Origin of the sequence: Rossellomorea aquimaris (assembly GCF_020172085.1) — a bacterium.
In the GTDB taxonomy this organism is placed as follows: domain Bacteria; phylum Bacillota; class Bacilli; order Bacillales; family Bacillaceae_B; genus Rossellomorea; species Rossellomorea aquimaris_E.
The window spans coordinates 154058-180243 of record NZ_JAIVAT010000005.1 but is presented as its reverse complement, the minus strand read 5'-3'; the positions used below and the strand labels follow the sequence as shown (position 1 = coordinate 180243).

General features: G+C 40.3%; 26 protein-coding genes and 1 other annotated feature. Of the genes, 18 read left to right on the top strand and 8 right to left on the bottom strand.

Annotation, left to right across the window (positions count from 1 at the left end):
• Window positions 1-4: 4 nt before the first annotated feature.
• Window positions 5-211: a hypothetical protein gene (locus LCL96_RS11155; RefSeq protein ID WP_224941549.1), complete on the bottom strand. Its 207-nt coding sequence runs from the start codon at window positions 209-211 to the stop codon at window positions 5-7.
• A gap of 200 nt (window positions 212-411) precedes the next feature.
• Between LCL96_RS11155 and LCL96_RS11150 the strand changes: the two genes are divergently transcribed.
• The 4 genes from LCL96_RS11150 to LCL96_RS11130 all read left to right on the top strand — a co-directional run bounded on the left by LCL96_RS11150 (window position 412) and on the right by LCL96_RS11130 (window position 4732).
• Entirely contained in the window at window positions 412-1344 is a 933-nt protein-coding gene (locus LCL96_RS11150) for a beta-ketoacyl-ACP synthase III (protein ID WP_224941548.1), read from the top strand.
• Between the two features lie 51 nt (window positions 1345-1395).
• Entirely contained in the window at window positions 1396-2640 is a 1245-nt protein-coding gene (gene fabF, locus LCL96_RS11145; RefSeq protein WP_224941547.1) for a beta-ketoacyl-ACP synthase II, read from the top strand.
• Window positions 2641-2792: 152 nt separating this feature from the next.
• Entirely contained in the window at window positions 2793-3554 is a 762-nt protein-coding gene (locus LCL96_RS11140) for a DUF2268 domain-containing protein (protein ID WP_224941546.1), read from the top strand.
• A gap of 428 nt (window positions 3555-3982) precedes the next feature.
• Window positions 3983-4732 carry a YjbA family protein gene (locus tag LCL96_RS11130; protein WP_224941544.1) on the top strand — a complete coding sequence of 250 codons (750 nt, stop codon included), beginning with the start codon at window positions 3983-3985 and terminating at the stop codon, window positions 4730-4732.
• Window positions 4733-4835: 103 nt separating this feature from the next.
• On the opposite strand, the gene trpS is transcribed toward LCL96_RS11130, so the two are convergent.
• Window positions 4836-5834 carry a tryptophan--tRNA ligase gene (gene trpS, locus LCL96_RS11125; RefSeq protein ID WP_224941543.1) on the bottom strand — a complete coding sequence of 333 codons (999 nt, stop codon included), beginning with the start codon at window positions 5832-5834 and terminating at the stop codon, window positions 4836-4838.
• A 52-nt stretch (window positions 5835-5886) separates the two neighbouring features.
• Window positions 5887-6119, bottom strand: a binding site (T-box leader).
• A gap of 43 nt (window positions 6120-6162) precedes the next feature.
• A complete protein-coding gene (locus tag LCL96_RS11120; protein ID WP_224941542.1) occupies window positions 6163-6546 on the bottom strand; it encodes a DUF3899 domain-containing protein in 384 nt (127 codons plus the stop codon).
• 508 nt (window positions 6547-7054) lie between these two features.
• Here LCL96_RS11120 and LCL96_RS11115 point away from each other — a divergent pair.
• The 12 genes from LCL96_RS11115 to pepF all read left to right on the top strand — a co-directional run bounded on the left by LCL96_RS11115 (window position 7055) and on the right by pepF (window position 21682).
• Window positions 7055-8707 (top strand): peptide ABC transporter substrate-binding protein, encoded by a 1653-nt coding sequence (locus tag LCL96_RS11115; protein ID WP_224941541.1) that lies wholly within the window; start codon window positions 7055-7057, stop codon window positions 8705-8707.
• 173 nt (window positions 8708-8880) lie between these two features.
• Complete coding sequence (gene opp3b, locus LCL96_RS11110) at window positions 8881-9810, top strand: oligopeptide ABC transporter permease (RefSeq protein WP_224941540.1); 930 nt, start codon at window positions 8881-8883, stop codon at window positions 9808-9810.
• Window positions 9810-10835 carry an oligopeptide ABC transporter permease gene (gene opp3C, locus LCL96_RS11105; protein ID WP_224941539.1) on the top strand — a complete coding sequence of 342 codons (1026 nt, stop codon included), beginning with the start codon at window positions 9810-9812 and terminating at the stop codon, window positions 10833-10835. Before opp3b ends, opp3C begins: the two co-directional genes overlap by 1 nt.
• An 18-nt stretch (window positions 10836-10853) precedes the next feature.
• Window positions 10854-11924: an ABC transporter ATP-binding protein gene (locus LCL96_RS11100; RefSeq protein WP_224941538.1), complete on the top strand. Its 1071-nt coding sequence runs from the start codon at window positions 10854-10856 to the stop codon at window positions 11922-11924.
• Window positions 11924-12859, top strand: a complete 936-nt coding sequence (locus LCL96_RS11095) for an ABC transporter ATP-binding protein (RefSeq protein ID WP_224941537.1) — start codon at window positions 11924-11926, stop codon at window positions 12857-12859. The genes LCL96_RS11100 and LCL96_RS11095 overlap by 1 nt, the downstream gene beginning before the upstream one ends.
• A 215-nt stretch (window positions 12860-13074) precedes the next feature.
• A complete protein-coding gene (locus tag LCL96_RS11090) occupies window positions 13075-14274 on the top strand; it encodes a putative glycoside hydrolase (RefSeq protein ID WP_224941536.1) in 1200 nt (399 codons plus the stop codon).
• 292 nt (window positions 14275-14566) lie between these two features.
• Window positions 14567-15139 (top strand): GNAT family N-acetyltransferase, encoded by a 573-nt coding sequence (locus LCL96_RS11085; RefSeq protein ID WP_224941535.1) that lies wholly within the window; start codon window positions 14567-14569, stop codon window positions 15137-15139.
• Between the two features lie 299 nt (window positions 15140-15438).
• Window positions 15439-15834, top strand: coding sequence for a transcriptional regulator SpxA (gene spxA, locus LCL96_RS11080; RefSeq protein WP_032089161.1), 396 nt, complete (start codon window positions 15439-15441; stop codon window positions 15832-15834).
• Window positions 15835-16166: 332 nt separating this feature from the next.
• On the top strand, window positions 16167-16838 hold the full coding sequence (mecA, locus tag LCL96_RS11075) for an adaptor protein MecA (protein WP_224941534.1): 672 nt from the start codon (window positions 16167-16169) through the stop codon (window positions 16836-16838).
• Between the two features lie 151 nt (window positions 16839-16989).
• Window positions 16990-18495, top strand: coding sequence for a cardiolipin synthase (gene cls / locus LCL96_RS11070; protein WP_224941533.1), 1506 nt, complete (start codon window positions 16990-16992; stop codon window positions 18493-18495).
• A gap of 88 nt (window positions 18496-18583) precedes the next feature.
• Window positions 18584-19771, top strand: a complete 1188-nt coding sequence (locus LCL96_RS11065; RefSeq protein ID WP_224941532.1) for a competence protein CoiA — start codon at window positions 18584-18586, stop codon at window positions 19769-19771.
• Between the two features lie 87 nt (window positions 19772-19858).
• Window positions 19859-21682: an oligoendopeptidase F gene (gene pepF, locus LCL96_RS11060; protein WP_224941531.1), complete on the top strand. Its 1824-nt coding sequence runs from the start codon at window positions 19859-19861 to the stop codon at window positions 21680-21682.
• A gap of 59 nt (window positions 21683-21741) precedes the next feature.
• On the opposite strand, the gene LCL96_RS11055 is transcribed toward pepF, so the two are convergent.
• The 5 genes from LCL96_RS11055 to LCL96_RS11035 all read right to left on the bottom strand — a co-directional run bounded on the left by LCL96_RS11055 (window position 21742) and on the right by LCL96_RS11035 (window position 25002).
• Window positions 21742-21930 carry a hypothetical protein gene (locus LCL96_RS11055; protein WP_224941530.1) on the bottom strand — a complete coding sequence of 63 codons (189 nt, stop codon included), beginning with the start codon at window positions 21928-21930 and terminating at the stop codon, window positions 21742-21744.
• A 279-nt stretch (window positions 21931-22209) separates the two neighbouring features.
• Complete coding sequence (locus tag LCL96_RS11050; RefSeq protein WP_224941529.1) at window positions 22210-23076, bottom strand: ClpXP adapter SpxH family protein; 867 nt, start codon at window positions 23074-23076, stop codon at window positions 22210-22212.
• Complete coding sequence (locus tag LCL96_RS11045; protein WP_224941528.1) at window positions 23069-23470, bottom strand: globin; 402 nt, start codon at window positions 23468-23470, stop codon at window positions 23069-23071. The genes LCL96_RS11050 and LCL96_RS11045 overlap by 8 nt, the downstream gene beginning before the upstream one ends.
• A gap of 254 nt (window positions 23471-23724) precedes the next feature.
• Window positions 23725-24366 (bottom strand): lytic transglycosylase domain-containing protein, encoded by a 642-nt coding sequence (locus tag LCL96_RS11040; RefSeq protein ID WP_224941527.1) that lies wholly within the window; start codon window positions 24364-24366, stop codon window positions 23725-23727.
• 48 nt (window positions 24367-24414) lie between these two features.
• Window positions 24415-25002, bottom strand: coding sequence for a CYTH domain-containing protein (locus LCL96_RS11035; RefSeq protein WP_224941526.1), 588 nt, complete (start codon window positions 25000-25002; stop codon window positions 24415-24417).
• A gap of 129 nt (window positions 25003-25131) precedes the next feature.
• On the opposite strand from LCL96_RS11035, the gene LCL96_RS11030 reads away from it, so the two are divergent.
• Together LCL96_RS11030 and LCL96_RS11025 are read left to right on the top strand one after the other, a co-directional pair.
• A complete protein-coding gene (locus LCL96_RS11030; protein ID WP_224941525.1) occupies window positions 25132-25506 on the top strand; it encodes a hypothetical protein in 375 nt (124 codons plus the stop codon).
• A 16-nt stretch (window positions 25507-25522) separates the two neighbouring features.
• A complete protein-coding gene (locus LCL96_RS11025) occupies window positions 25523-26179 on the top strand; it encodes a GTP pyrophosphokinase family protein (protein WP_224941524.1) in 657 nt (218 codons plus the stop codon).
• Window positions 26180-26186: the final 7 nt, after the last annotated feature.

Here is a 26186-nt window from a genome sequence, read left to right as displayed (position 1 = left end):
AGCTTTATTTGCCGTTTTTTAAAAATGGACTGATTTTCTTATAAAGGGGTTTTAACTCATCAATGGAATTCATGATAGATTGAACTCCGTCAAGCAGTGATCCCCCATCTGTCTTATTCTCTCCTTGTTGTAAAGTAGGTACTTCCTGGTTCTTCCTGCGTCCCCCGAACATCATCTGTTCAAATGGATGTTGCCGTTTTTCTTCAGACACATCATCACCCCCTCTGACTACTAATTAACCTATGATTGATGGGGTTGTACGAGTATGGTCAAACGTGTAGAAGAATGGAAGAAGTAAAAAATAATTGCAGAAAGTAGAAATCTTCGATAAAATTAGTACCAAGTCATAATAATTGATAATAAACCTAAAGTATATGAAAAAAATATAAAACGAAAGTAGGGAACGCCAGTATGAATACAGGTATTATTGGAATTGGACGTTATCTTCCTGAAAAGATTTTGACAAACGCCGACCTGGAGAAAATGGTGGATACTTCGGATGAGTGGATTCGAACACGGACAGGCATTGAAGAGAGAAGAATAGCTAATAATGAAACAAATACCTCTGACATGGCTTTTGAAGCCGCTAAAAAGGCCATCGCCGATGCAGAGATCACCCCTGAAGATATCGATATGATCTTGGTTGCAACGGTTACCCCTGACTATCCATTCCCTTCTGTCGCATGCCTTCTTCAAGAACGATTGGGAGCTAAGAAGGCTGCGGCAATGGACATCAGTGCCGCTTGTGCCGGCTTTATGTATGGTATGATTACAGCAAAGCAGTTTATCGATAATGGTGCTTACAAGCATGTCCTAGTCGTTGGTGTGGAGAAACTATCTAAGATCACAGATTGGGAAGACCGGAATACAGCCGTTTTATTCGGGGACGCAGCAGGTGCAGCCATTCTAGGACCCGTTCCTGATGGTAAAGGAATTCTTGCCTTCGAATTAGGATCTGATGGATCTGGAGCTAAGCATTTGTATCAAGACGAAAAATTGATCATGAACGGACGCGAAGTATTTAAGTTCGCGGTACGTCAAATGGGTGAATCCAGCATCAATGTCATTGAAAAAGCTGGATTGAAAAAAGAGGATGTGGATTTCCTGATTCCTCACCAAGCCAATATCCGAATCATGGAAGCTGCGAGACAACGGCTGGAGTTGCCGGTTGAAAAGATGTCCAAGACCGTCAATAAATATGGAAACACTTCAGCGGCTTCTATCCCAGTATCCTTAATCGAGGATCTGGAAGCGGGAAGAGTGAAAGAGAACGATGTCGTCGTCATGGTAGGATTCGGTGGCGGTTTAACATGGGGCGCGATCATCATGCGCTGGGGTAAATAATTGATAATCATAAGACAATCTACAACATGCAGATAAAGGAGATGGATTTATATGAATAAGAAGCGTGTAGTCGTGACGGGCTTAGGCAGTGTCACGCCGTTGGGTAATGATGTTGAATCGACCTGGTCGAATATTTTAGCAGGGAAAACGGGTGTAGGACCATTAACGCGTTTAAACGCTGATGAGTATCCTGCAAAGGTGGCAGCAGAGTTAAAAGACTTTAATATAGAAGATTTCGGGGTGGAAAGAAAAGAAGCCCGAAAGATGGACCGCTTCACTCATTATGCGATTGCCGCATCCTTAATGGCTGTTAAAGACTCGAAACTTTCCATCACAGAGGAAAATGCTCACCGAGTCGGGGTATGGATCGGTTCTGGTATCGGGGGAATGGAAACATTCGAACAACAATACGAAACATTCCAAAAACGCGGATACCGTAGGGTAAGTCCATTCTTCGTACCGATGATCATTCCTGATATGGCTGCAGGACAAGTGTCCATCATGCTGGGAGCGAAAGGATTCAACTCTTGTACCGTAACGGCATGTGCAACAGGTACCAACTCCATCGGAGACGCGTTTAAAGTCATTCAGCGCGGTGACGCTGATGTAATGGTTTCAGGTGGAGCTGAAGCTCCAATCACCAAAATGTCCGTTGCCGGTTTCTGTGCAAACACAGCCCTTTCCACTAACACGGACCCTGAAAAAGCTTCAAGGCCTTTTGACGCAAACCGTGATGGTTTCGTAATGGGAGAAGGAGCGGGTATCGTCGTGCTTGAGGAGCTTGAGCATGCCCTTAAACGTGGAGCGACGATTTATGCAGAAATCGTCGGATACGGATGTACTGGAGATGCTTATCATATCACTGCTCCTGCACCAGCTGGTGAAGGCGGGGCGAGAGCGATGAAGATGGCACTGGAAGATGGCGGAATCCTTCCTGAAGAGATGGATTATATAAATGCTCATGGTACAAGTACTCCATATAATGATAAATACGAAACGATGGCCGTAAAGGAAGTATTCGGGGAGCATGCATACAAATTAGCGATGAGCTCAACGAAATCCATGACGGGTCACCTTCTTGGAGCAGCAGGAGGGGTGGAAGCGATTTTTACAGTCCTTGCCATGAAAGACAGTATTCTGCCTCCTACCATCAATATTGAAACACCTGATCCAGACTGTGATCTTGACTATGTAGCAAACGAAGCAAGAGAGCAGGCAGTGAATGTAGCGATGAGTAACTCATTAGGATTCGGTGGTCACAATGCTACCATCGTATTCAAAAAGTATAAGGACTAAATGAAACATGAGAGCCCCCAATCGATTTGGCGGGCTCTTTTTTTTTGCATTCAGCTCCATAGGCGATTAAAGCATACCCGTTGATGCTTTTCCGGTTGTGAATACACTCTTCCTTACATATAGATATAAAAAGCCGGAAAAGAGGGATGAAGGTGGCTGTTGCTCCTACCGATGTATGGTTAGAAGATTTAATCAGTAAGCCATTAGAACTGCTGAAGAAAACAATCAACGGTAAAGAGGACCAACAATCGTTTTACCACTATTTGATGAAGCATGGAATGTACCGGTCTTCACAGCATGCCGGTGACATCTTTGAGAAGTTGAAAGAAAAAGATATCTGGGCGAGATTTTCATTATATGAAAAGAAATACAGAAGGAAATGGAATGGCCCGAGTGTTCCGATTTATTTATTCCCCGTGCAGGAAAAAAGGGGGATGTTTCAGTCTTCAATGAAAAAATCAGGGGTGTGCTTCAAAGATGAAATATTCTTCTTTATCACTGACCAGGAAGACCCAAAAGAATATGAAGCACTATTTGTACATGAATACCATCACTGTGTCAGAATGAAGAAATTAAGTAAAAAGGAAGACCAATATACGCTGCTTGATTCCATTATCTTTGAGGGGCTCGCAGAAAATGCCGTCCGGGAATACTGTGGGGAGAAGTATGTAGCCCCATGGACCAAAGCGTATGAGGAAGCAGAGTTGTCAAGATTCTATGATAAATGGATAGAACCCAATTTGGATGTGAAACGACGGAGCCCCCTGCATGATCAGCTTCTTCTTGGTCAGAAATCCTATCCGAATATGCTAGGCTATTCTTCAGGTTATCGATTAGTCCAAAACTATTTAAAAAACCAGGATACATCAACGATTTCACTCTTTGGTAAACCGTCGTCAATATTTTTACCATAGAATTCAGGGCAGTAACCGTGAAAATAGGCACCGGGTTCCGTCATATCTTCCCATTCCTTTCATAAACTATAGAAAGCATGGACGAGCTCCATTATCTTAATGTAAGGGATAGAGGCGGAAGGTATGGTGGGACAATTGTTTGGGCTCTTTATAGGATTTGGACTGGCTGTTTCAGGAGGGGTAAGCTTAATCATGTATTTAAATCTGCTCACGACTGGAATGAGTTTTACAGACTATATTTTTTTCGTGTCCTCTAGAATCGAATGTTATTTACTTCTATTAGGACTCCTCATCATTACGCTCTCGATTTATATACCCCGCAGAAAAAACAATGACTATCTATAAAACCCTGATTAATAGGAATAAATTTACACAGATTAGCCTATACTGATTGACAAATAAGATTGAAGCAAAGCGAGGGGTCAATCATGTTATATCTTCATGATGTATGGGTAAATTGGTTCGAAGGCGAAGAAAATGGCTATAATGTCTGCCATTTTCATGAGTGGAGAAAAGAGGACGTCATTGAATTATTAGATCAGGTTCCTCTGATTAAAGTGGACAAGTCACTGTTTCATTACATCGAGAATGATTTATCAGAGTTACCTCAACAACTGCTTAATAATGTCTATCAGAAAGCATACTTGCGAAAAAACCATGAACGGATACAGTTGGATTATTGCTTTATCGTCACAGATGGTACGGGAATACTTGCAATTGACACAATCGGGTATACTGTGCCAATCAGGAAGAGCAGGCTGATACCAAGACAAGAGCAATTGGTTTACGAAATGGTGGAAAGCCATGAAACGGTGCAGTACTCCATTCAGCAGGATCCGAAAAGAGAGGATGCCTATCACATCCTTTCACCGAATCCATATATGATGAGTGGACTGACGAGAAAAGAAAGGCAATTGAAGCAGCTGTTATTCATGGCATTGGATCAACTTCACAGTTCGAATAATACTGCGGAAATCCGATACTGGTATACGGAATGGGCACCTCAGCGCTACCGGACAATCCAAGCGATGGACTTTGAAGAAATATGGCAGATGCTCTATGAAGAAACCCAGTACGGTTGGTCGGACAAGCACCTGACACTGTGTGAGAACCTTATTAAAGGACAGCCCTTTTTTGAAAAACTGTGGGAAGTCGAGAATCGTCCAAAGGTAAATTAATGTATCCCTCTAAACCTTGAGCCGAGAAAGTGGCTTAAGGTTTTTTGTTAAAAGTAAATAAAAAACGACGGGACACTGGTATTGCCGTGTCTCGTCGTATTTATTATTTTCTCTTTCTTTCTTTTCGTCCCAATCCCATCGCCTTTTCCATCTTTTTAAGCATTTTGTTTGCGGTGAAGTTCGCTTTTTCGGCACCGCGGTCCAGAATATCATCCAATTCCTCGGAATTGATCAATTCATAATAGCGGTCCTGTACAGGCTTAATGGCATTTACAACCACTTGAGCCAAGTCACCCTTGAAGTCTCCATATCCTTTGCCTTCATATTTCTGTTCAAGCTCTTCTATAGAACTACCTTCAAGAATCGAATAGATGGAAAGGAGGTTAGACACTCCCGGTTTATTTTCTTTGTCGTATTTCACGATGCCATCTGAATCGGTTACGGCACTTTTAATTTTCTTCTCAATTTGTTTCGGATCGTCGAGGAGTGTAATGAACGCCTTCTGATTCGAATCGGATTTACTCATTTTCTTTAATGGATCCTGTAGGGACATCACTCGTGCACCGACTTTAGGGATGCGGACTTCAGGTACTGTAAAGATATCATTGTATTTATTGTTGAATCGCTCAGCAAGGTTTCTTGTCAATTCAAGATGCTGCTTCTGATCCTCCCCGACTGGAACCAAATCCGTTCCGTATAACAGGATGTCTGCAGCCATTAAAGGAGGATACGTCAATAACCCTGCAGAAACGGCTTCTTTCCCATGGGATTTGTCTTTGAATTGAGTCATTCTTTCTAGTTCTCCAATATAGGTGACACATTGTAAAATCCATCCTGCCTGTGCATGTGCAGGGACTTCCGATTGAATGAATAATGTCGATTTCTCAGGATCGATTCCACAAGCGATATAAAGGGCAGCCAGACTGCGGATATTTTTTCGCAGCTCCATTTTATCCTGGGCCACTGTAATGGCATGTTGATCGACTACACAGAAATAACAATTATATTCCTCCTGGAGTTCTGTAAATTGCTTCATCGCTCCAATGTAATTGCCGAGAGTAATCGTTCCGCTCGGCTGAATGCCGCTAAAGATTGTTTTCATCTCTTTTTCCTCCTATATATAAACAAAATAAAAACCCACCCGTCCTATAAAAAATAGGGACGAATGGGATCATTTCCGCGGTGCCACCCTAAGTGCTCGAATGAGCCAGCTTAGTCCATGTTGAACATGGAACCCCTTTAACGTGAGGTTAATCCGTTATAAGCTACTTCGGTTCACAAATAAAGCTCAGAAGTCCATTCCTATTCTAATGAATACTTGTTCGCACCGGCCACAAGCTCTCTTTAAATCATATAGAAAAGTACTACTCTTCATCCTTGCTTTTCACTCAATTCATATAAGTACATTATATGAAAATGAGCTGAATAATTCAAGTGTACAGAAGATAGGTCAACACAATGGACAACACCAGAGTCACAGCTCCGAGTGTCAATAAAGACTTAGTAATGGAATAGGAGCGTTTGACACTGAATTCTTCATGGGCTTCCTTTGTTTCGTCCAGCTCATCGAACTCAGAAGCGTACTTTCCGAGTTTTGAGCTCTTTCGGAAACGCTTGATTGCGTACACGAGCCCATTGAAAAAACCCTTTTCGAAAATATATAGAAGGGAACCGAGACAGACATACAAAATCCCGATAATAAATAAGCTGTCTATAATTGAAAGAAGCAGGTTTTTCTCTTGAAGTGACGCCACCACAACAGCAATGACGAATAAAAGGAATGTAAGGATAGTAAATAGATTGATTCGTTTCATAATACTCCTTTAAGTGTTTTTATCAAAAGTATACATGAAGGATTATAAAGAATTCAATCCTCACTCATGGATATTCAATTCTTCTCAAAGTGAATAAGTAGTACCGACACACATCCACTTGGGAATACAATATGATGAGAGCGGAATATTGCTGAAGATGTTAACTGAAATAAGTATGAATTCTATCATTTATATTTAGTCTGGAAATTTAATATTTATAACAAGAGAGAATTTCAAAGAGCAGGAACCCTGTTTAAAGGACAGTAATATTTAGCCTATGAGAATTTACGTTTGTAACAATTGTAATAGGACGAACTCTCCAAAATGTTTAAAAGAAACGTTGATATTACAGTGTTTCAATATCAATATACCTACTAATCTGATAATTTAGCAAAAAAACTGTTAAATTCATATTGCAATAATTTCTCTATCATGTATAATAAGTAACAAATCTTCTGAAAATTAGAAGATAAATAAATATGAGATTTACGAGGAGGTCAATTTCAAGATGAAGAAAAAGTTTTCATTCTTGCTGGTTCTTCTTCTGGCTCTCAGTACTTTCCTAGCTGCTTGTGGCGGCGACAAGAAGACTGACAGCAAAGAGGAAGGAACTGGTGCAGGCGGTTCTGACGAAAAGAAAGAACAAGTACTTAACCTGCTGGAGGCGTCTGAGATCCCATCAATGGACTCTACTCTAGCAACTGACTCTGTTTCATTCAAAGTAATGAACAACGTATTCGAAGGTCTTTACCGATTAGGTGAAAATGACGAGGCTGTACTTGGTATGGCTGCTGAAGAACCACAGATCAGTGAAGATGGTAAAACATACACGTTCAAGATCCGTGATGCGAAATGGTCAAACGGAGATCCTGTTACAGCGAACGACTTCGTTTACGCTTGGCAAAAAGCTTTAAACCCTGATACTGGTGCAGAGTATGCGTACATCATGTACGATATCAAAAACGCTGCTAAAGTAAACGCTGGTGAAGTGCCAGTTGAAGAATTAGGTGTTAAAGCAATTGATGACAAAACATTAGAAGTTCAGCTTGAAACAGCTGTACCATATTTCAAAGCATTACTTTCTTTCGCAACATTCTATCCACAAAACCAAAAATTCGTTGAGTCTCAAGGCGATAAATTCGGTCTTGAAGCTGACACTGTAGTATATAACGGACCTTTTACTCTTTCTGAGTGGAAGCACGAGCAAAGCTTTAAATTAACTCATAACGATAGCTACTGGGATGCAGACACTGTTAAGTTAAAAGAAGTGAACTTTAATATCGTTAAAGACACTGCTACTGGAGTTAACCTTTTTGAAACAAACAAAGCTGATGTTGCTGGTCTTTCAGCTGAATTTGTAGACAAATACAAGTCAGATGAAAACTTCAAAACAAAAGCGGATACTGCTGTATACTTCCTGCGTTTAAACGAAGGAAATGAAGTGTTGAAAAACGTAAACGCACGTAAAGCAATTGACTCTGCTTACGACAAAGAAGGTATGGTTGAGGTTCTTCTTAACAATGGATCTATCCCTGCTAACTACTTAGTGCCTAAAGATTTCGTAACTGGTCCAGATGGTACTGAATACCGTGAAGCGGTTGGCGATTTCGGTGGATTTGACACTAAAAAAGCTGCTGACTATTGGGCTAAAGCGAAAGAAGAGTTAGGTAAAGATTCTATTGAATTAGAACTATTAAACTATGACTCTGACAGCTCTAAAAAGATCGGTGAGTTCTTAAAAGAACAACTTGAGCAAAATCTTGAAGGTTTAACTGTCAACATCAAAGCACAACCATTCAAGCAAAAACTTGAATTAGAATCGAAAGGTCAATATGACTTCTCATTCGCTGGTTGGGGTCCTGACTATCCAGATCCGATGACATTCGTTGACATGTTCGTGACTGACGGTGCTCATAACCAAATGGGTTACTCTAACCCTGAATATGACAAGTTAATTGAACAAGCTAAAGGTGAACTTCTTGATGATCCTGAAGCTCGCTGGCAAGCAATGGTTGATGCAGAGAAGATCCTTTTCGACGATCAAGCAATCAGCCCAATGTACCAACGTGGAACTGCTTTCTTAGAGCGTCCATATGTTAAAGGTCTGTTACGTCACTCATTTGGTGCGGATGCATCTTACAAATGGGCTTCAATTGAGTAGTATTTAACTCATTCGACAAACCTTAAAAGGGAGAGCGTATGCATAGGCATATGCTCTCCTTTTCCAGTGAATGTCGATAATTATCACAAAAATAAAAATTTATTGAAAATTTGTCGAAATTCGCTATAATTGAGAATGTAGAAAAAATAAGATAAAAAAAGGGGGGCTAAAGAATGGTCAAATATACAATTCAACGTATCGTTTATATGATCATCACTTTGCTTATCATTGCAACCGCCACTTTCTTTCTGATGAAGCTCCTACCTGGATCTCCACTGCAAAACACAGAAAGGCTTACTCCGGAACAACAACAAATCATCCTGGATAAATATGGTTTGAACGACCCGCTGCCAGAACAATACATTAACTACATGGTAGGGTTAACGAAAGGTGATTTAGGCTTATCCTTCCAATATGATAACCGCCCAGTAACAAGCTTGATAGGAGACCGAATCGGTCCTTCAGCTCTAATAGGTTTTCAGGCAATGGTATTAGGGACTTTCCTAGGATTAATCATTGGAATCATAGCAGCTATTAAGCATAATAGTTGGATTGATTATGGTTCAACTACTCTTGCGGTATTGGGTATTTCAATTCCTTCATTCGTATTTGCAGGTCTCCTTCAATATTATGTTGGTGTTAAACTGCAATGGCTACCAGTAGCGCTTTGGGGTGAGTATAAACATACAATCCTTCCAACGCTTGCATTGACGGTATTAGTTGTTGCAACGATTGCTCGTTTTATGAGAACAGAAATGCTTGAAATCCTGAACTCGGATTATATTCTTCTTGCTAAGGCAAAAGGAATTACAAAGGCAGGGACAATCGTGAAGCACGCAGTTAGGAATGCGATGATCCCTATCATAACGATTTTGGGACCGATGACTGTAAACATTATGACCGGTGCCCTAGTAGTAGAAAAGATCTTCGCGGTTCCTGGATTGGGTGAACAATTCGTCCGTTCAATTGAGTTAAATGATTATACAGTGATTATGGGAATTACATTGTTTTATAGCGCACTATTCATTGGTGTCATTTTCTTGGTGGATATCCTTTACGGTATCATTGATCCCCGTATTCGCTTAGCTGGAGGGAAGAAATAATGGAAGCAAACAAAAAGAAGTTGGATCAACTAAGTCCAGAACTCTTCCAACCTCAAAAGGCAGATGAAGGTCAGGCTGAAAAAATTTCACGAAAAAGCTTAAATTTCTGGCAGGATTCCTGGATTCGTTTAAGGAAAAATAAAGGGGCAGTCCTTGGTATGATCATTACATTGGTCATCATCCTGTTTGCTACATTTGGACCGGGAATGAACGAATATAAATTTAGTGATCAAAACATACGTCACGCAAAACTCCCACCTAAAATTGAAGCGCTTTCAGGATTGAGTTGGCTTCCGTTTGATGGGAAGGATGCTGACGGCTTCGATGTATATGAAGCAAGGCAAATCGAGGAAAATTATTGGTTCGGTACTGATGATTTGGGTCGTGATCTTTGGACACGTACTTGGAATGGTACGAGGATTTCCTTGTATATCGGTATCTTAGCAGCTGTAATTGACTTCATAATTGGTATTTCCTATGGTGGAATTTCCGGCTACTATGGCGGAAGAGTGGATAATATTATGCAACGTATCATTGAGATTCTGGTAGGAATCCCGAATCTTATTGTGGTCATACTATTCATTCTCATTTTTGAACCTGGTGTATTTTCCATAACAATGGCGATGGTTATAACTGGATGGACAACCATGGCCCGGATTGTTAGAGGGCAGATACTTCAATTGAAAAATCAGGAGTTTGTTCTCGCCTCACGTACCTTGGGGGCAACAAGTAATCGATTGATTTTTAAGCACCTACTTCCAAACGTAATGGGACCAGTCATTATTACAACAATGTTTACAGTTCCTTCAGCAATCTATACAGAGGCTTTCTTAAGCTTCATCGGATTGGGAATTGCACCACCAAAAGCATCTTTAGGTTCATTGGTTAATGACGGCTATAAATCTATTCAGTCATTCCCACACATGATGCTCGTTCCATCCGTGGTAATCTCGTTACTTATCTTAAGTTTCAACTTAATGGCGGATGGTCTGCGTGATGCACTTGATCCGAAAATGCGTAAGTAGTAGAAGGGAGATAATAATATGTCAAAAATTTTAGAAGTGAACGATCTACACGTCTCCTTCAATACGCATGGAGGAGAAGTACAAGCTGTACGCGGTGTGGATTTCCATTTAGATAAAGGTGAAACATTAGCGATTGTCGGGGAATCTGGTTCTGGGAAATCCGTTACGACGAAAGCCCTTATGAGATTGATTCCAAACCCGCCTGGATTCATTAAGGGTGGAGAAATCCTTTTTGAAGGAAAAGATTTAGCAAAGCTTCCAGAGAAAGATATGCAAAAGATCCGTGGGAAGGACATCTCAATGATCTTCCAGGATCCAATGACGTCTTTAAACCCGACAATGACAATTGGGAAACAAATCATGGAACCTCTTGTGAAACACCAGAACATGAGTAAAAATGATGCGAAGAAACGCGCCATTGAATTGCTTAAATTAGTAGGTCTTCCAAGTCCGGAAACTCGCTTTAAACAGTATCCACATCAATTTTCCGGCGGTCAGCGTCAACGTGTCGTCATTGCGATTGCACTTGCTTGTAATCCTAAAATCCTTATTGCCGATGAGCCAACAACGGCATTGGACGTTACGATACAGGCTCAAATCCTTGAACTGATGAAGGACCTTCAAAATAAAATCGAAACATCCATCATTTTCATCACCCATGATTTAGGGGTTGTTGCCAATGTTGCCGATCGTGTTGCGGTAATGTACGGAGGACAAATCGTAGAAACTGGAACGGTAGATGAAATATTCTACGATCCACGTCATCCTTACACATGGGGATTGATTGGTTCAATGCCTACAACTGAAACAGAAGGTGAGCAGGAGCTGGTTGCGATTCCTGGTACTCCTCCTGATTTATTGAATCCTCCTAAGGGAGATGCATTTGCTCTTCGAAGTGATTATGCATTGAAAGTGGACTTCGAACAAGAGCCACCATATTACCAGGTGTCAGATACTCACTATGTGAAATCCTGGTTGCTGCATCCGAGTGCCCCACAGGTTGAGCCTCCGGAAGCAGTGAAAGTAAGACAAAGACAAATGCCGTCAAACTTTAAAGAACCGGTGCTTGTTGAGGGGGTTCGTTCATAATGGCAGAAAAATTATTAGAAATTAAAAATCTTAAACAGTATTTCAATCCTGGTAAACCGAATATGGTTAAAGCGGTTGACGATATCAGTTTTGATATTTATAAAGGCGAAACACTTGGTCTTGTTGGTGAATCAGGTTGTGGAAAATCCACTACCGGTCGTACAATCATTCGTTTATATGACGCCACTGATGGGCAAGTACTCTTTAATGGTGAAGACGTTCATGGTAAAAAGTCACGCTCACAATTAAAGAAGTTCAACCGTAAAATGCAAATGATCTTCCAGGATCCTTATGCGAGTCTTAATCCTCGTATGAAGGTTGCGGATATCATTGCTGAAGGTATCGATATCCATGGCTTAGCTTCTTCAAAAGAAGAACGCTTAAAAAAAGTCCATGAGCTTCTTGAAACGGTGGGCTTGAACAAAGAGCATGCCGGCCGCTATCCACATGAATTCTCAGGTGGACAGCGTCAGCGTATCGGAATTGCCCGTGCCCTGGCTGTAGATCCTGATTTCATCATTGCCGATGAGCCGATTTCTGCCCTGGACGTTTCAATCCAAGCGCAAGTTGTAAATCTTATGCAAGAGCTTCAAAAAGAAAAGGGCTTAACCTATTTGTTTATTGCCCATGACCTTTCCATGGTAAAGTATATCAGTGACCGTATCGGTGTTATGTATTATGGAAAACTGGTTGAATTGGCACCAAGTGATGCTCTATATAAAAACCCGCTTCACCCTTATACTCAATCGCTTCTATCTGCGATACCGTTACCGGATCCCGAGTATGAGCGCACACGCAGAAGAAAAGAGTATAATCCAGCTGTTCATAACTATACAGAGAATGAACAACTTGAAATGCGTGAAGTGGCACCAGGACATTTCGTTCATTGTTCTGAAAAAGAATTTGCCCAATATCAAGCATCATACAAAAATTAATAAAGTGAAAAAGCTCCCTTCATTGAGGGGAGCTTTTTTCATGGATACTTCTCATATTTGAAGAAAATCATATGATATATAGAAGATCATTCATTTCCTTGGAAATTTCGACAGACTAGGTGGATTCACCCTTTTCTTACAAGTAATTTCCTTGTTAAAATAGAATAGGAGGTTACATAATTTACTAGATAGCTTGTTTTATAGAGGAGAGGTTAATGTTGAAATGGAGTAAGGTAGCGACATCTTTATGTTTAGTCACACTATGCGTCACGCCGTTTCAATCAGCACTCGCTGCTGAAGGAGGACCGGCAAAAAGCCATGAGAAGAGAACGCTCTCGATGAGTAAGAAAGAGATAGCAAGTCCAGTACCTCGTTTTGTATATGACTCTGGCTTGAATTTTGAGTATCCGGACGCGATTAGGGGCGTTTATGTAACAGCACATTCAGCTGGTGGAGCACGTTTTGATACTCTTACTAAATTAATGGATGATACTGACCTGAATGCAATGGTCATTGATATTAAGGATGACGTGGGAAATTTAACTTATGTACCTGAATCGTCTTCTCCATACGCTAAAGTGGGTCAGCCATATATCAAGGATCCAAAAGCTGTGTTAAAAAAGTTAGAGGAAAAGAAAATCTACCCGATTGCAAGGGTAGTGGTTTTCAAGGATACGGTCCTTGCCAATCAACGACCGGACTTGTCTTTTAAAGACGGCGATAAGGTCTGGTCAAATGGAGGGGGTGACTCCTTCGTCAATCCATTCCTTAAAGAAGTATGGGATTACAATGTAGGGATTGCAATAGAAGCTGCAAAAATGGGCTTTCAGGAAATCCAATTTGACTATGTTCGATTCCCGGAAGGATTCGAAAAGCGTGATAATGAACTGAAATATAATGGCGGGGAATATGCAAAAGAGGACATTGATAATGTTCAGAAGCGTGTGCATGCCGTTACCGACTTTGTTGAATACGCCCATAAAAAATTAGAACCTTATGGTGTGAAAGTATCAGTTGATATCTTTGGTTACACGGCAACACTTCCCGAAGCACCCGGTATCGGTCAGAACTTCTCTAAAATATCAGAGAATGTAGATGTCATATCATCCATGATCTATCCGAGTCACTGGACCCCTTATTTCGGGATTGCAAAACCTGATTTACAACCTTATGAATTAGTGTCTGAATACACCAAGGTTGAAAAGGCGAAAATAGCTGAGCTAAAGAATAAGCCTATTTCCAGGCCGTGGCTCCAGGATTTCACCGCTTCCTGGTTGGGCAGCGGCAACTATAAACCATATGGTAAAGCGGAAGTAGAGGCCCAGATCAAAGCTTTAAATGATCAAGGGGTCAATGAATTCCTTCTTTGGGATGCCGGTAATTCATACACTGAAGGAGTAGATTATACGCCTTAACAGAAGAAAATGACCTGTAACGTTTACAGGTCATTTTTTATTTTAATCAGTGTAATATCCCTGAAAAATGGCTTTCCGTTTGAAAAATAACAGATATATTGGTATCATTAAGATATTGGTAAGATTAACCGCTTTCAACCACATATTCCCCTTCATGGGCAGTCAGCCTGTGATTCCGTATTATTATCCCACGGATAAGACTAACATCTAACATAAACAAATCATTCTTGAGAAACATAATGGTATCACGTTAGTCAAAGTCATTTAAAAATTCAATTGAAGGAGTAGATCCATGCACTGGTATGAAAAGTTAAATCAATATTTCCCTGTAGAGGAAATGAAATCAAAAGAGCATCTTGAATCCCTTCTTAAAGATAGAAGCGACATCTACCACAAGGATGAGGGTCCTCATCATGTACTTATGTATGCTGAACTGGATGAGTTCATTTTCATTGATTATCTGTTTGTATCTAAAGATGCCCGCGGACAAGGATTGGGCCATAAATTGCTAGATAAGCTGAAGGAAAAAAAGAAAGCGATTATTCTGGAAGTTGAACCTGTTGATTATGATGATACTGATACTGAAAAGCGCTTGAAGTTCTATAAACGAGAAGGATTTGAACACGCCGTCAGTATTGGATATGCCCGCCGTTCACTGGCAACGAACGAGATAAATGAAATGGAAATTCTTTATTGGGCACCCAGTGATGAATCCGAAGATCTTATTTTCGATTCGATGAAGAAAACCTATGAACTGATTCACACCTATAATGACCAAAAATTTTATGGTGCATCCTATCAGCCTGTAGAAGAGGTATTAAAGAAAGATAAAGATCGTGATGGAGATGTCCTTAAAAATCTTTAAGACAGAATAACCTTATTGTCTATTCGCAATAAGGTTTTCTAAATGAAAAAATGGAATTGTTCAATATTATGTTTAAGCTAAAGATGTACAGGGTAAAGCGATACTAGAAGCAGAAGATTCAGCTATGTTATACCTATGTATAGGAAATTTGACAAATTAGTTAAAACTATGTTCAATGGACTGTTATTCATGTATAATACATAATAGAGATTTCTTATTTAAACTAATTTTAATGTACAGCCGATGTTTAAATAAAGTACTCTATCATTAAAAATTCCTTAAGGGAGTGTGAATGATTCGTGGTTACATTATTCACTTCACCTAGTTGTACATCTTGTCGCAAGGCAAAAGCTTGGTTAGAAGAGCATGAGATTCCATATACAGAACGCAACGTATTTTCTGAACCGTTAAGCATTGATGAAATTAAAGAAATCCTTCGCATGACTGAGGATGGAACAGATGAAATTATTTCAACCCGTTCTAAAACATTCCAAAAGCTTAATGTGGATCTAGAAACTTTACCACTTCAAGAGTTGTTTGAACTCATTCAAAAAAACCCGGGTCTTTTAAGGCGTCCAATCATCCTCGATGAAAAACGTCTTCAAGTGGGTTACAACGAAGATGAAATCAGACGATTCCTTCCAAGAAAGGTTCGCACATTCCAACTTCTGGAAGCGCAAAGGATGGTCAATTAGAGCTGCCTTTGCATGAGAATATATAAGTGAAAGGGGCTGACCCTTTAAGGAACGTTGCGTCTCCTTTCGGGTCAGTCTCTTTTATATTAGATTAGGTATTATCACTTGAATTTTCTGCAAATATTCGCTAAAATGTCAAAAACACCTAATGGGATTTGTGAGAAAAAAATGGGTGTTAGTTTAATTCCATTTTCAGTGTTACTATCATAAAATAGAAGTACAAGGTACAAACTAACCTAAATGTATCTTCTATCTTCACCAGCAATCGAGCATTACCTGCTCAGAGGGTGTAGTCCCTTCACTAACATCATGCAAGAAGGGAGAGGTGTTAATTGGAAATCGAACGCATTAATGAAAATACCGTCAAGTTTTACATTTCTTACGGAGATATAGAAGATCGTGGATTTGACCGCGAAGAAATCTGGTATAATCGCGAAAGAAGCGAAGAATTATTCTGGGAAATGATGGATGAAGTTCACCAGGAAGAAGATTTTGGAATTGAAGGACCGCTTTGGATCCAAGTTCAGGCGTTGGATAAAGGACTTGAAGTACTTGTTACAAGAGCTCAGGTTTCAAAAGATGGTCAACGATTTGAACTTCCGATTCCAGAGGATAAGCTCAAGGAACTTCCTGTAGATGAGCGTATAGAAGAGCTTCTGGATCAACACTTCCAAATCAAGCAGGACCAGGACGGAGAAACTGAAGTAGTATTGGATTTCACATTGAAATTCAACGATTTTGAAGATGCCATTTCTCTTTCCCAGCGAATGAAAGATTTGCCTGTGGAGCACTTGGAAACAAAGCTGCTTGCATTCGAAGATAGATATTTTATTTACGTTAAATTTTCAGAAGAACACTTTGCAGAAGAAGATATCGACAATACGTTAAGTATACTGCTTGAATATGCTGATGAATCACGAATGACCGTCCATCGCCTTGAAGAGTATGGTAAAATCGTCATTCAGGAGAATGTCTTTAAGACACTTAGTGAGCACTTTTCGTAAGATTCAATACCGGTTTCATACAGAAATCGGTATTTTTTATATTTATTTACTTGTCATACGATTTATTCCTTTAGTATTGTGGGTGGATTCCTTCATTTTTATCAGTGCTTCACATTTAAGAGACATTAAGCCGGTGGAAGGTGTTTTGTGAATGAAAAATACAGTGCGGGTCCTCTTATTTATTGCTGTTCTCATATTGAGTTATATTTTCTATTTCGATCAGTATTTATCCGGAATGGTAAAGTATATTAGTATTGTCTTTACATTCTCGGTCATTGTCATTGGCTTCCTCATTTTCTTTGAAAATCGCCACCCTACCCAAACATTGACATGGCTGGTCGTATTAGGAGCTTTTCCGTTTTTGGGCTTCATTTTTTATTTATTATTTGGACGGAATTATCGAAAAGAAAAAATGTATAAGAAAAAGTACATACTGGATCAGGAAACGTATAACAAATTTGAGCCTGGACCGAAGGAAATCAATGCTGAAATGTTTGGGTTGTTCCAAGAGAAGCATTTCCAGCTTGCACAGAGAATCGGGAATAGTGCCATCTCTTTTTCAAGCGAAACAAAACTCTTGACGAATGGCACGGAGACATTTGGTGAAATTCTAACATGGTTAAAGACGGCAAAGCATCATATTCATATGGAATATTATATTGTACGACATGACGAGATTGGAAATCAGATAAAGGATATTCTCATTGAACGTGCGAACGATGGGGTCAAAATCCGGTTCCTATATGATGCTGTCGGAGCCTGGCAGTTATCTAGGGACTATATCAATGAATTGAAACAAGCAGGAATTGAAGTGGTTGCCTTTGGTCCTGTGAAAATTCCCGTTCTCAATAATAAGTTCAACTTTCGCAATCATCGTAAAATCATTGTCATCGATGGCAGTATCGGATTTGTAGGGGGGCTTAATATCGGGGACGAATATTTAGGCAAGAACCCCCATTTCGGCTTCTGGAGGGACACTCATCTATTTGTAAGGGGAGAAGCGGTCCGGACTTTGCAGTTGATCTTTCTTCAGGATTGGTATTATATGACGAATGATGACTTCCTGACTCCTGGATATCTAAGTCCTGATCCGATTGAAAATAGTCATGACGGCGGAGTTCAGATGATTGCAGGTGGACCTGATAATGAATTGAGCGTTTTAAAGAATATATTCTTCTCGATGATTACTTCGGCAAGAAAGAGTGTTTGGGTGGCTTCCCCCTATTTTGTGCCGGACGAAGACATTTTCTCAGCCCTTAAGATTGCGGCTTTAAGTGGTGTCGATGTGAGACTGTTAGTCCCTCATAAACCCGACAAACGAATCGTATTCCATGCCTCCCGCTCCTATTTTCCGGATCTTCTGGAGGCGGGCGCACGTATTTTTGAATACCAAAAGGGATTCATGCATAGTAAGATTGTAATAGTTGATGAAGAAATGGCTTCGATTGGAACATCGAATATGGATATGAGAAGTTTTCACCTGAATTTTGAGGTGAATGCATTTCTGTATAAAACGGAAAGTGCAGCCTCCATTGTAAAGGAATATCTTCATGACTTGGAAGACTCGGAAGAATTGAAGTTGGAAGAATTTCAGAAAAGACATCTTGGTTACAGGATTCTGGAATCCACTTCACGATTGATGTCTCCTCTTCTATAATACAATGCCTTCAAGTTATTTTAGCTTGAAGGCATTTTTATGCAGGAATTTCACGGTTTTTGGCGAATGAATCATGAGGAGGTGTTCTATGTTAACCGCTTTAGTAAATCAGAAAATATTCACGACGATCCATTTCACCAGGGAAGATTTGAAAAGGGTAAGAAGTGATGGCATGCAATTCCAATGTCCATATTGTTCTTCGGGACTGATTTTGCGCATCGGAAATCGAAATGTCCCACATTTTGCCCATGTCTCCCATGCTGGATGTATCGTGGAAAAGGAAAATGAGTCCCCGAAGCACCTGTTAAGCAAGCAGCTTTTGTATGACAGATTAAACTCTCTCTATAAAAATGTAAAACTCGAGCACTATTTGAAAGAGATCAAACAGATCGCTGATATTTATGTGAAAACAGATGACAGGGAGATTGCGATCGAAATACAATGTTCCACTATCCCGATTCCTGAAATGGAGGAACGTACACATGGGTATCATCGAAATGGTATAACCCCTTTTTGGATCCTCACTCAATCATTGAAGCGTAAAGAACTCCTGAAGCTATCTACTTTCCAACAAGCATTTATCCGGTATTCACCGGACTTACATTATTTTCTCCTTCATTTTCTCCCTGAAATCAGCAGCTTTCACCTGTATACCCATCTCTATCCGGTTTCAAATTCTCGTTTCTTGACAGAAGCCCCTGTCACAATCCCCGTTGATCAGATTACCCTACCTTTCACCATACCGAATGCTTCCTTGCAACACCCTAACCCCTTTTCCGCATGGAACCATTATAGAATGAAATGGATATATAACAAACTTAATTATAATAAAACGGGGAGAGATGCGTTCTTAAGAGAAGTGTACGGGGAAGGGGATACATTTTTGTATCTTCCCCTTTACATCGGCCTTCCGGTTATCCCACACGGAATGATGATCAAAAATCATGAGGTGGAATGGCAATACTATATTTGGAAAGACAGTTTGAAGAAGTGTGGGGCATTTACAGTGGAGAGTGTGTATCACGGGTTAAATAAGAGGCTTATAGAAGGTCATATCGAGCTCCGCGGACTTCCGTTAATAAAAATAGAAGAAGGGTTAAGAAACGTTGTTAGAGGATATTTAAGTCTGCTTGAAGGGCTGAAGGTGATTGAAAGAACAGATGATCAACATTTCCAGCAAACCAATACCTGGAGCTGCCCGAATCATTTTTCAGCCTTTGAGAAGCATCGTCATGATTTTTTTCCCAAGTGGAAGCATATATTAAAAAAGGTGTAATCAAAATTGGATTGTTGCAGGAAATTCTTAGATGAGAGAGAATGTTACTATAAGGAATTTTCTGTAGATTTAGAATGGAGGATGTATATGTCAAAAGATACAGCAGTGAAAAGTCTGCCTGGTAGAAAAGAGGTAGAAGAAAAGTTAACGTGGAGATTGGAAGACATTTTTGAAAGTGATCAGACATGGAAAAAGGAATATAAAGAAATCAAAGAGCTATCAAAGAAAGCGGATCAATTTAAAGGAACATTGGGTGAAAGTGCAGATCAGCTTTACCAGGCATTCGCTTTCCAGGATGAAATAATGGAACGGATGGGTAGGGTTTATACATATTCTCACATGCGCTATGATCAGGATACGACCAATTCGTATTATCAGGGATTGGATGACCGTGCCAAAAGTCTTTATACACAATTAGGAAGTAAGTTTGCTTACCTGGTGCCTGAAGTGCTTTCCATTGACGAAGATAAGCTAAAAGGCTTTCTGGAGGAAAAGGAAGAACTGCAAAAGTATAAGCATGCATTAGAGGAAATTAATCTTCAGCGTCCACATGTTCTTTCTGCAGAAGAAGAAGCGCTACTGGCACAGGCATCTGAAGTGTTCGGTGCTGCGAGTAATACATTTGGGATGTTAAATAATGCCGATATTGAATTTCCAAGCATAAAAGATGAAAACGGAGAAGAAGTGGACATCACTCATGGCCGTTTTATCAGGTTCCTTGAGAGCAGTGATCGCAGGATTCGGGAAGAGGCGTTTAAAAAGGTATATGAGACATATGGTAAATTTGAAAACACATTTGCTTCGACTTTAAGTGGCGCGGTGAAGAAAGACAATTTCATTGCGAATGTCAGACATTACGATTCTGCCAGACATGCGGCTTTATCAAATAATAATATTCCCGAAGAAGTCTATGATAACCTGGTTGATACCGTTAATAAAAATCTTCATCTCCTGCAGCGCTATGTGAAACTTCGTAAGAAAGTTCTGGGCTTGGATGAGGTTCATATGTATGACCTATATACGCCGCTTGTGAAAGAGGTCAAAATGGACATAAGCTATGACGAAGCACAGACCATGATTCTTGACGGTCTAAAGCCACTTGGTAAGGAATATGCCGATGTTCTGAAAGAGGGCTTCGAAAACCGCTGGGTGGACGTAGTGGAGAACAAAGGGAAGAGAAGCGGGGCCTATTCTTCAGGAGCATATGGCACCAACCCTTACATCCTGATGAACTGGCAGGATAACGTAAATAATCTCTTTACACTTGCCCATGAATTCGGACACAGTGTGCACAGCTACTATACGCGTAGATCACAACCATATACGTATGGTCATTATTCCATCTTTGTAGCCGAAGTGGCCTCTACTTGCAATGAAGCATTATTGAATGATTACTTATTGAATACGATTGAAGATGAGAAGAAACGTTTATATCTCTTGAATCATTATCTGGAAGGATTCAGAGGAACTGTATTCCGTCAAACGATGTTTGCTGAATTCGAGCATCTCATTCATAAGAAAGCACAAGAAGGAGAAGCACTGACTTCAGAGTTTTTGACGAAAGAGTATTATAATTTGAATAAGAAGTATTTCGGCGATGACATTTCAATTGACGAAGAAATCGGGTTGGAGTGGGCTCGCATTCCACACTTCTACTACAATTATTATGTGTATCAATATGCAACAGGATTCTCTGCCGCAACGGCGCTGAGTCAACAAATACTTGAAGAAGGGGAACCGGCAGTGGAACGCTATATCGACTTCCTGAAAGCGGGAAGCTCCGATTACCCGATCGAGGTGCTGAAAAAAGCGGGAGTGGATGTGACTACATCCAAACCGGTGGAGGATGCTTGTAAAGTTTTTGAGGAAAAGCTGAATGAAATGGAAGAACTGCTGGAGAAGCTTCAATAAATAGAATCACTAAATAAATCCCCCGCCAGAAGGGGGATTCATTTTTTAAGGTCCGTCCCTCATTTCATCGATTTGAATCCCCTGAATCGGTTACGGTTTCCGAGGGAGTGGAAGAAGAGGAGGAGGGAGAGAAAGAGGATGGGAGACGTGATATAAATGGGGATCAGGTGCATGAGGCCAAGGATGTTGATGAAAAAGCTGATGAGGATCAAGAGGAGGAGGATCCCATATTTCATTTTTACGAGCATGTTAATTCCCTCCGAACGTTGTCTTATTACCATTTATATGAAGAGGAAGGGAAGAACATGAATTGATTTTGACAATATTGTGAAATACCATACAAACAACTTGCCAATACAAGTGGATACATGATATATTATCGGTGTGAAGTTGATCACAAGCAAACATATACCCCTTTGTTTGACCGTGAAAAATTTCTCCCATCCCCTTTGTTCGTATTGAAAAACCGATGTTGGAAACAACATCGGCTTTTCTTGTTTTATGAAGATTTAATTATACTACAATAATTATTGATTGATATATTTCCAAAAGGTTCCGTGCTTTGCCGGAAGTTTTTTTACTTTTTGCTGAAGTGTCCATTTCTTCATTTGCTTTTCAACTTCTTCTATAGATAGATCATACACTACGGCAATTTCCTTCGATGCAACCACCCGATAATACTTCATGAAAACCTCAAGTGGGGGCAAAGGCTGCTTCTCAGGCTTTGTTGTAAGCATTTCTTCAATAATATGAACATACACCTCATAAGAATACAAACCGGTGATCTTTAATCCCTCATCCTCGATATTTTCATTAAAAAAGACCAGGGTCGGAATTTCATCCACTTCCATTTCCGATGTAATCTTGACGTCACATTGAAACGCCTTTGATGCAGTAGAAGAGTTAATATCGTTCATGAATTCGCTCAGATCAAGCTTTGCTGCCCGGGCACATTCCTTCAGAACGTCGATGTTCGAAATGTCTTGTTTCTGCAGGAATAACCGTTCCTGTAAAAAACGAAGGAAGCGAATACCCGAGTGTTTACCTTGAAGTTCTGCTGCTTTGATGGCAAAAGATGCGAGATAGGGTGAATCAATCGGATTATCGATCCACAGGCTTCCATCGCACGACATCCCGGAGCGACTTGCCGTTTTATCCCATTGTTGTGCCAGATCTTCCTGCTTCCTTTTGGTCGCCAAATTCAAAGAGGCGAGTTGGCCGCTTAGGATATACCGTATACGAAAGTACTGACCGTACTCGATATGCAGCTTCTTTAAGATTGGTTCTAGTGCCCAGCACTCCGGGCAAAGAGGGTCAACAAACATATATATTTCCAGAGGTTTCTTCTCACGACCGCACCCTTTAAGGTGATGCCAGCTATTTGTCCTAGTCAATGGCAGAACCCTTGGTAGAATCCGTATTTACCATGTGATGGGCAGTTAAAACGAGTCTGTGAAAAAAGTCATCCCTTACTGGACCCTCTAGATCGACTTCATTCATAGCCTCATGCATACAGCTTAACCAAGCTTTAGCCCTTTCTTCTGTAATTGGAAATGGAAGATGCCTGGCACGCAGCATAGGATGTCCATGCTCCTCGGTATAAAGTGCAGGACCACCTAAATATTGAGTTAAGAATTGCTTTTGTTTACGTGATGTCTCGGTTAAGTCATCCGGGAAAATTGGTGACAACTCAGGATGATTGGATACTCTTTCATAAAAAGCTTCAACGAGCATGGAGAGTTTCTTTTCGCCGATAAGGTTATAGGGCATTTGTGGTTTCTCGACCATAAGAATGACTCCTTTTTACTTAGATTGTATGTTCATTCTAGCAAGCATTAATCTATATCTCAAACAAATAGTCTTACATCTGCCTGATTATTCCTAAATTAGTGTAGCCTCCTTTTATGTTTCTATCCTGTTTTGTCTGAATGAATGATGATTTGACACAAGAGGCGAGGGGGGTCTAATGAACCATACGGCTTGTATCAAAAAGGCAAGGCCGACCTCAAAGGGGAGGAGTGCCTTGCCAAGAAGACGGACCATTAGGCAAAATAGTGATCTGTCACTTTCTTAACATATGCGGTTGTTTCTTTAAACGGTGGGATACCTTGATATTTATCAACGTTACCAGGGCCGGCGTTGTAGGCTGCCAGGGCAAGGTGGATGTCCCCGTTATATTTATCAAGCATTTGCTTTAAATACTTCGTACCTGCAAATACATTTTCTTCAGGATCGAAAATATTGGTGACTCCAAGACCTCTTGCAGTGCTTGGCATGAGCTGCATTAACCCTGCGGCCCCTGCGGGACTGACGGCACCAGGATTGAAATTGGATTCCTGTTTAATGACGGATTGAATCAGTTTTTTAGGCATACCATAATGATCAGCCGCTCGTGTGATGATTTCATCGATCTCCTGTGGTGCAGCCAGGTAAGCATTGTTCACAATGGACTGCGGATGGATGCTTGGCGTCACTGATAAGGCTGACTTAATACGCCAGGCTTCATTGACGGCTCCAAGAGATTGATTCATGTTCTTGGAATTTGTGCTTGAATGAAGGGCTTCTGTTAATAATTGTTGAAACAGATCATTCGATTGACTGCTTGTATCTTGAATCGAAGAAACTGAACCTAAGCTGTTCAATGCTTTGAGCTCCATCATCGTTTTCAATTGCTGAACATTCATGTGAAAGACTCCTCATTTCGTAAACTGCTACTCTTATACTTATATCGGTCAAGACTCTTCCTGTTTTAATTTCTCCAAGTAAAAACGTTTGATTTTATTGTCCGTTTTTCTTATTGGAATGTGATGCTGTTTCAATAAATCAAGAAATATCTCTTCACCCGATTTACGTTCCTTCACTTCAAATTCAAGCTCGTAGTCTTCTTTATGAAGGTAAGAACTTTTATCGAAAACAAGTAGTCCATCTCTATAGTTCATTTCTGCCCTGTTTGTTGAAAGTGTCCCGAAGTGTTGGAGTGCAGTGCAAGAAACAGAAAGTGACTTCAATACATCTTTGACTTCCCCTATTGGAAATGTCCCTTCCCCTAGGAGAGAGTCTGCTTGGCTTTTCGATAAGGATTGATTCGTTTCTAAAAGATCTTCGTTAAAAGGGGTCTTTAGTGTTAACGTATACTTCCCGTTTTTCTCCCGGATTCTTAGTGCAGATTGTTTCTCTTTTAATTGATGATCCGGAGTATCAAAATAGTGATTGTCCTGAGAGATGAAATCCTCTTCCTTAATATGAAAGTGAGAGGTCAAGCGGTTGAATTCCTCTTCTGTTACGAGATTCTTGAATTCTATTTCTATTTCCTGTGCCATGCGTAAGCATCCTTTCCTTACAAACTTCTTCTATTATCTCTTTAATAATTGGGAACTTCAATGTTTAGATGAATTGGTTGTATTATGTTAAAATGATACTGATTGTTTAATGGAAGGATGAAGAAACGCATGAGGAAAATTGTTCAATTTCAACACACAACATATGAAAACGGTACATTATACTTACATACGGACCAGGTCGATCTCATTCAAGATACAACGGCTGCCTGTCAGATCATTGCAGATTCCGATCGCTATGCTTTCGTGTATTTAACAGAAAACGAAGAGGAATATGTGTACTTATATCTGGAAGAGTCAATCTGGCCGGAATTGAAAAAAGCATTAAAGGAAAAAGCGGCAGTCGTAGCAAAAAGTGAACATGTTTCACTTGAATTGGATCAATTCACAGAAGAACTTGACTATCTAGTAGAGAATATAGAAGGAAACGGGAACTACGGTGACGAAATGGTTGAAAAGGTAGAAAAGGTATTTCTTGAAAAGTAGGCGAGAGGTGAGGGGAATGAATCACTGGGAACAATTTTTAGCTCCCTACAAGCAGGCTGTAGACGAATTAAAGATTAAGCTTAAAGGGATGAGGGGAGAATATGAACTCCACAACACACATTCTCCCATTGAATTTGTCACAGGCAGGGTAAAACCCATCGCAAGTATTCTTGATAAGGCGAATCAAAAAGGAATCAAGCTATCGAATATTGAAACAGAAATGCAGGATATCGCAGGACTCAGGATGATGTGTCAATTCGTTGATGATATTCATATCGTCGTGGAAAAACTTCGGAGCCGGAATGATTTTAAAATCATAGAAGAAAGGGACTATGTAACCCACAAAAAACCAAGTGGCTACCGATCCTATCATATTGTCATAGACTATCCCGTGCAAACCATTCAGGGTGAGAAAAACATCTTGGTAGAAATTCAAATCAGAACGCTATCCATGAATTTTTGGGCGACGATCGAGCATTCATTGAATTATAAGTATAGTGGTCAAATTCCTGAACAAGTACGTCTCCGGATACAACGAGCTGCTGAAGCGGCTTTTAGGCTTGATGAGGAAATGAGTTTGATCCGTGAGGAGATCCAGGAAGCCCAAGTCATTTTCACGAATAAAAAAGAAAAGGATCAACGGAGAGAAAATCCTGAACCAAAACAGCAGTGATTTGAAA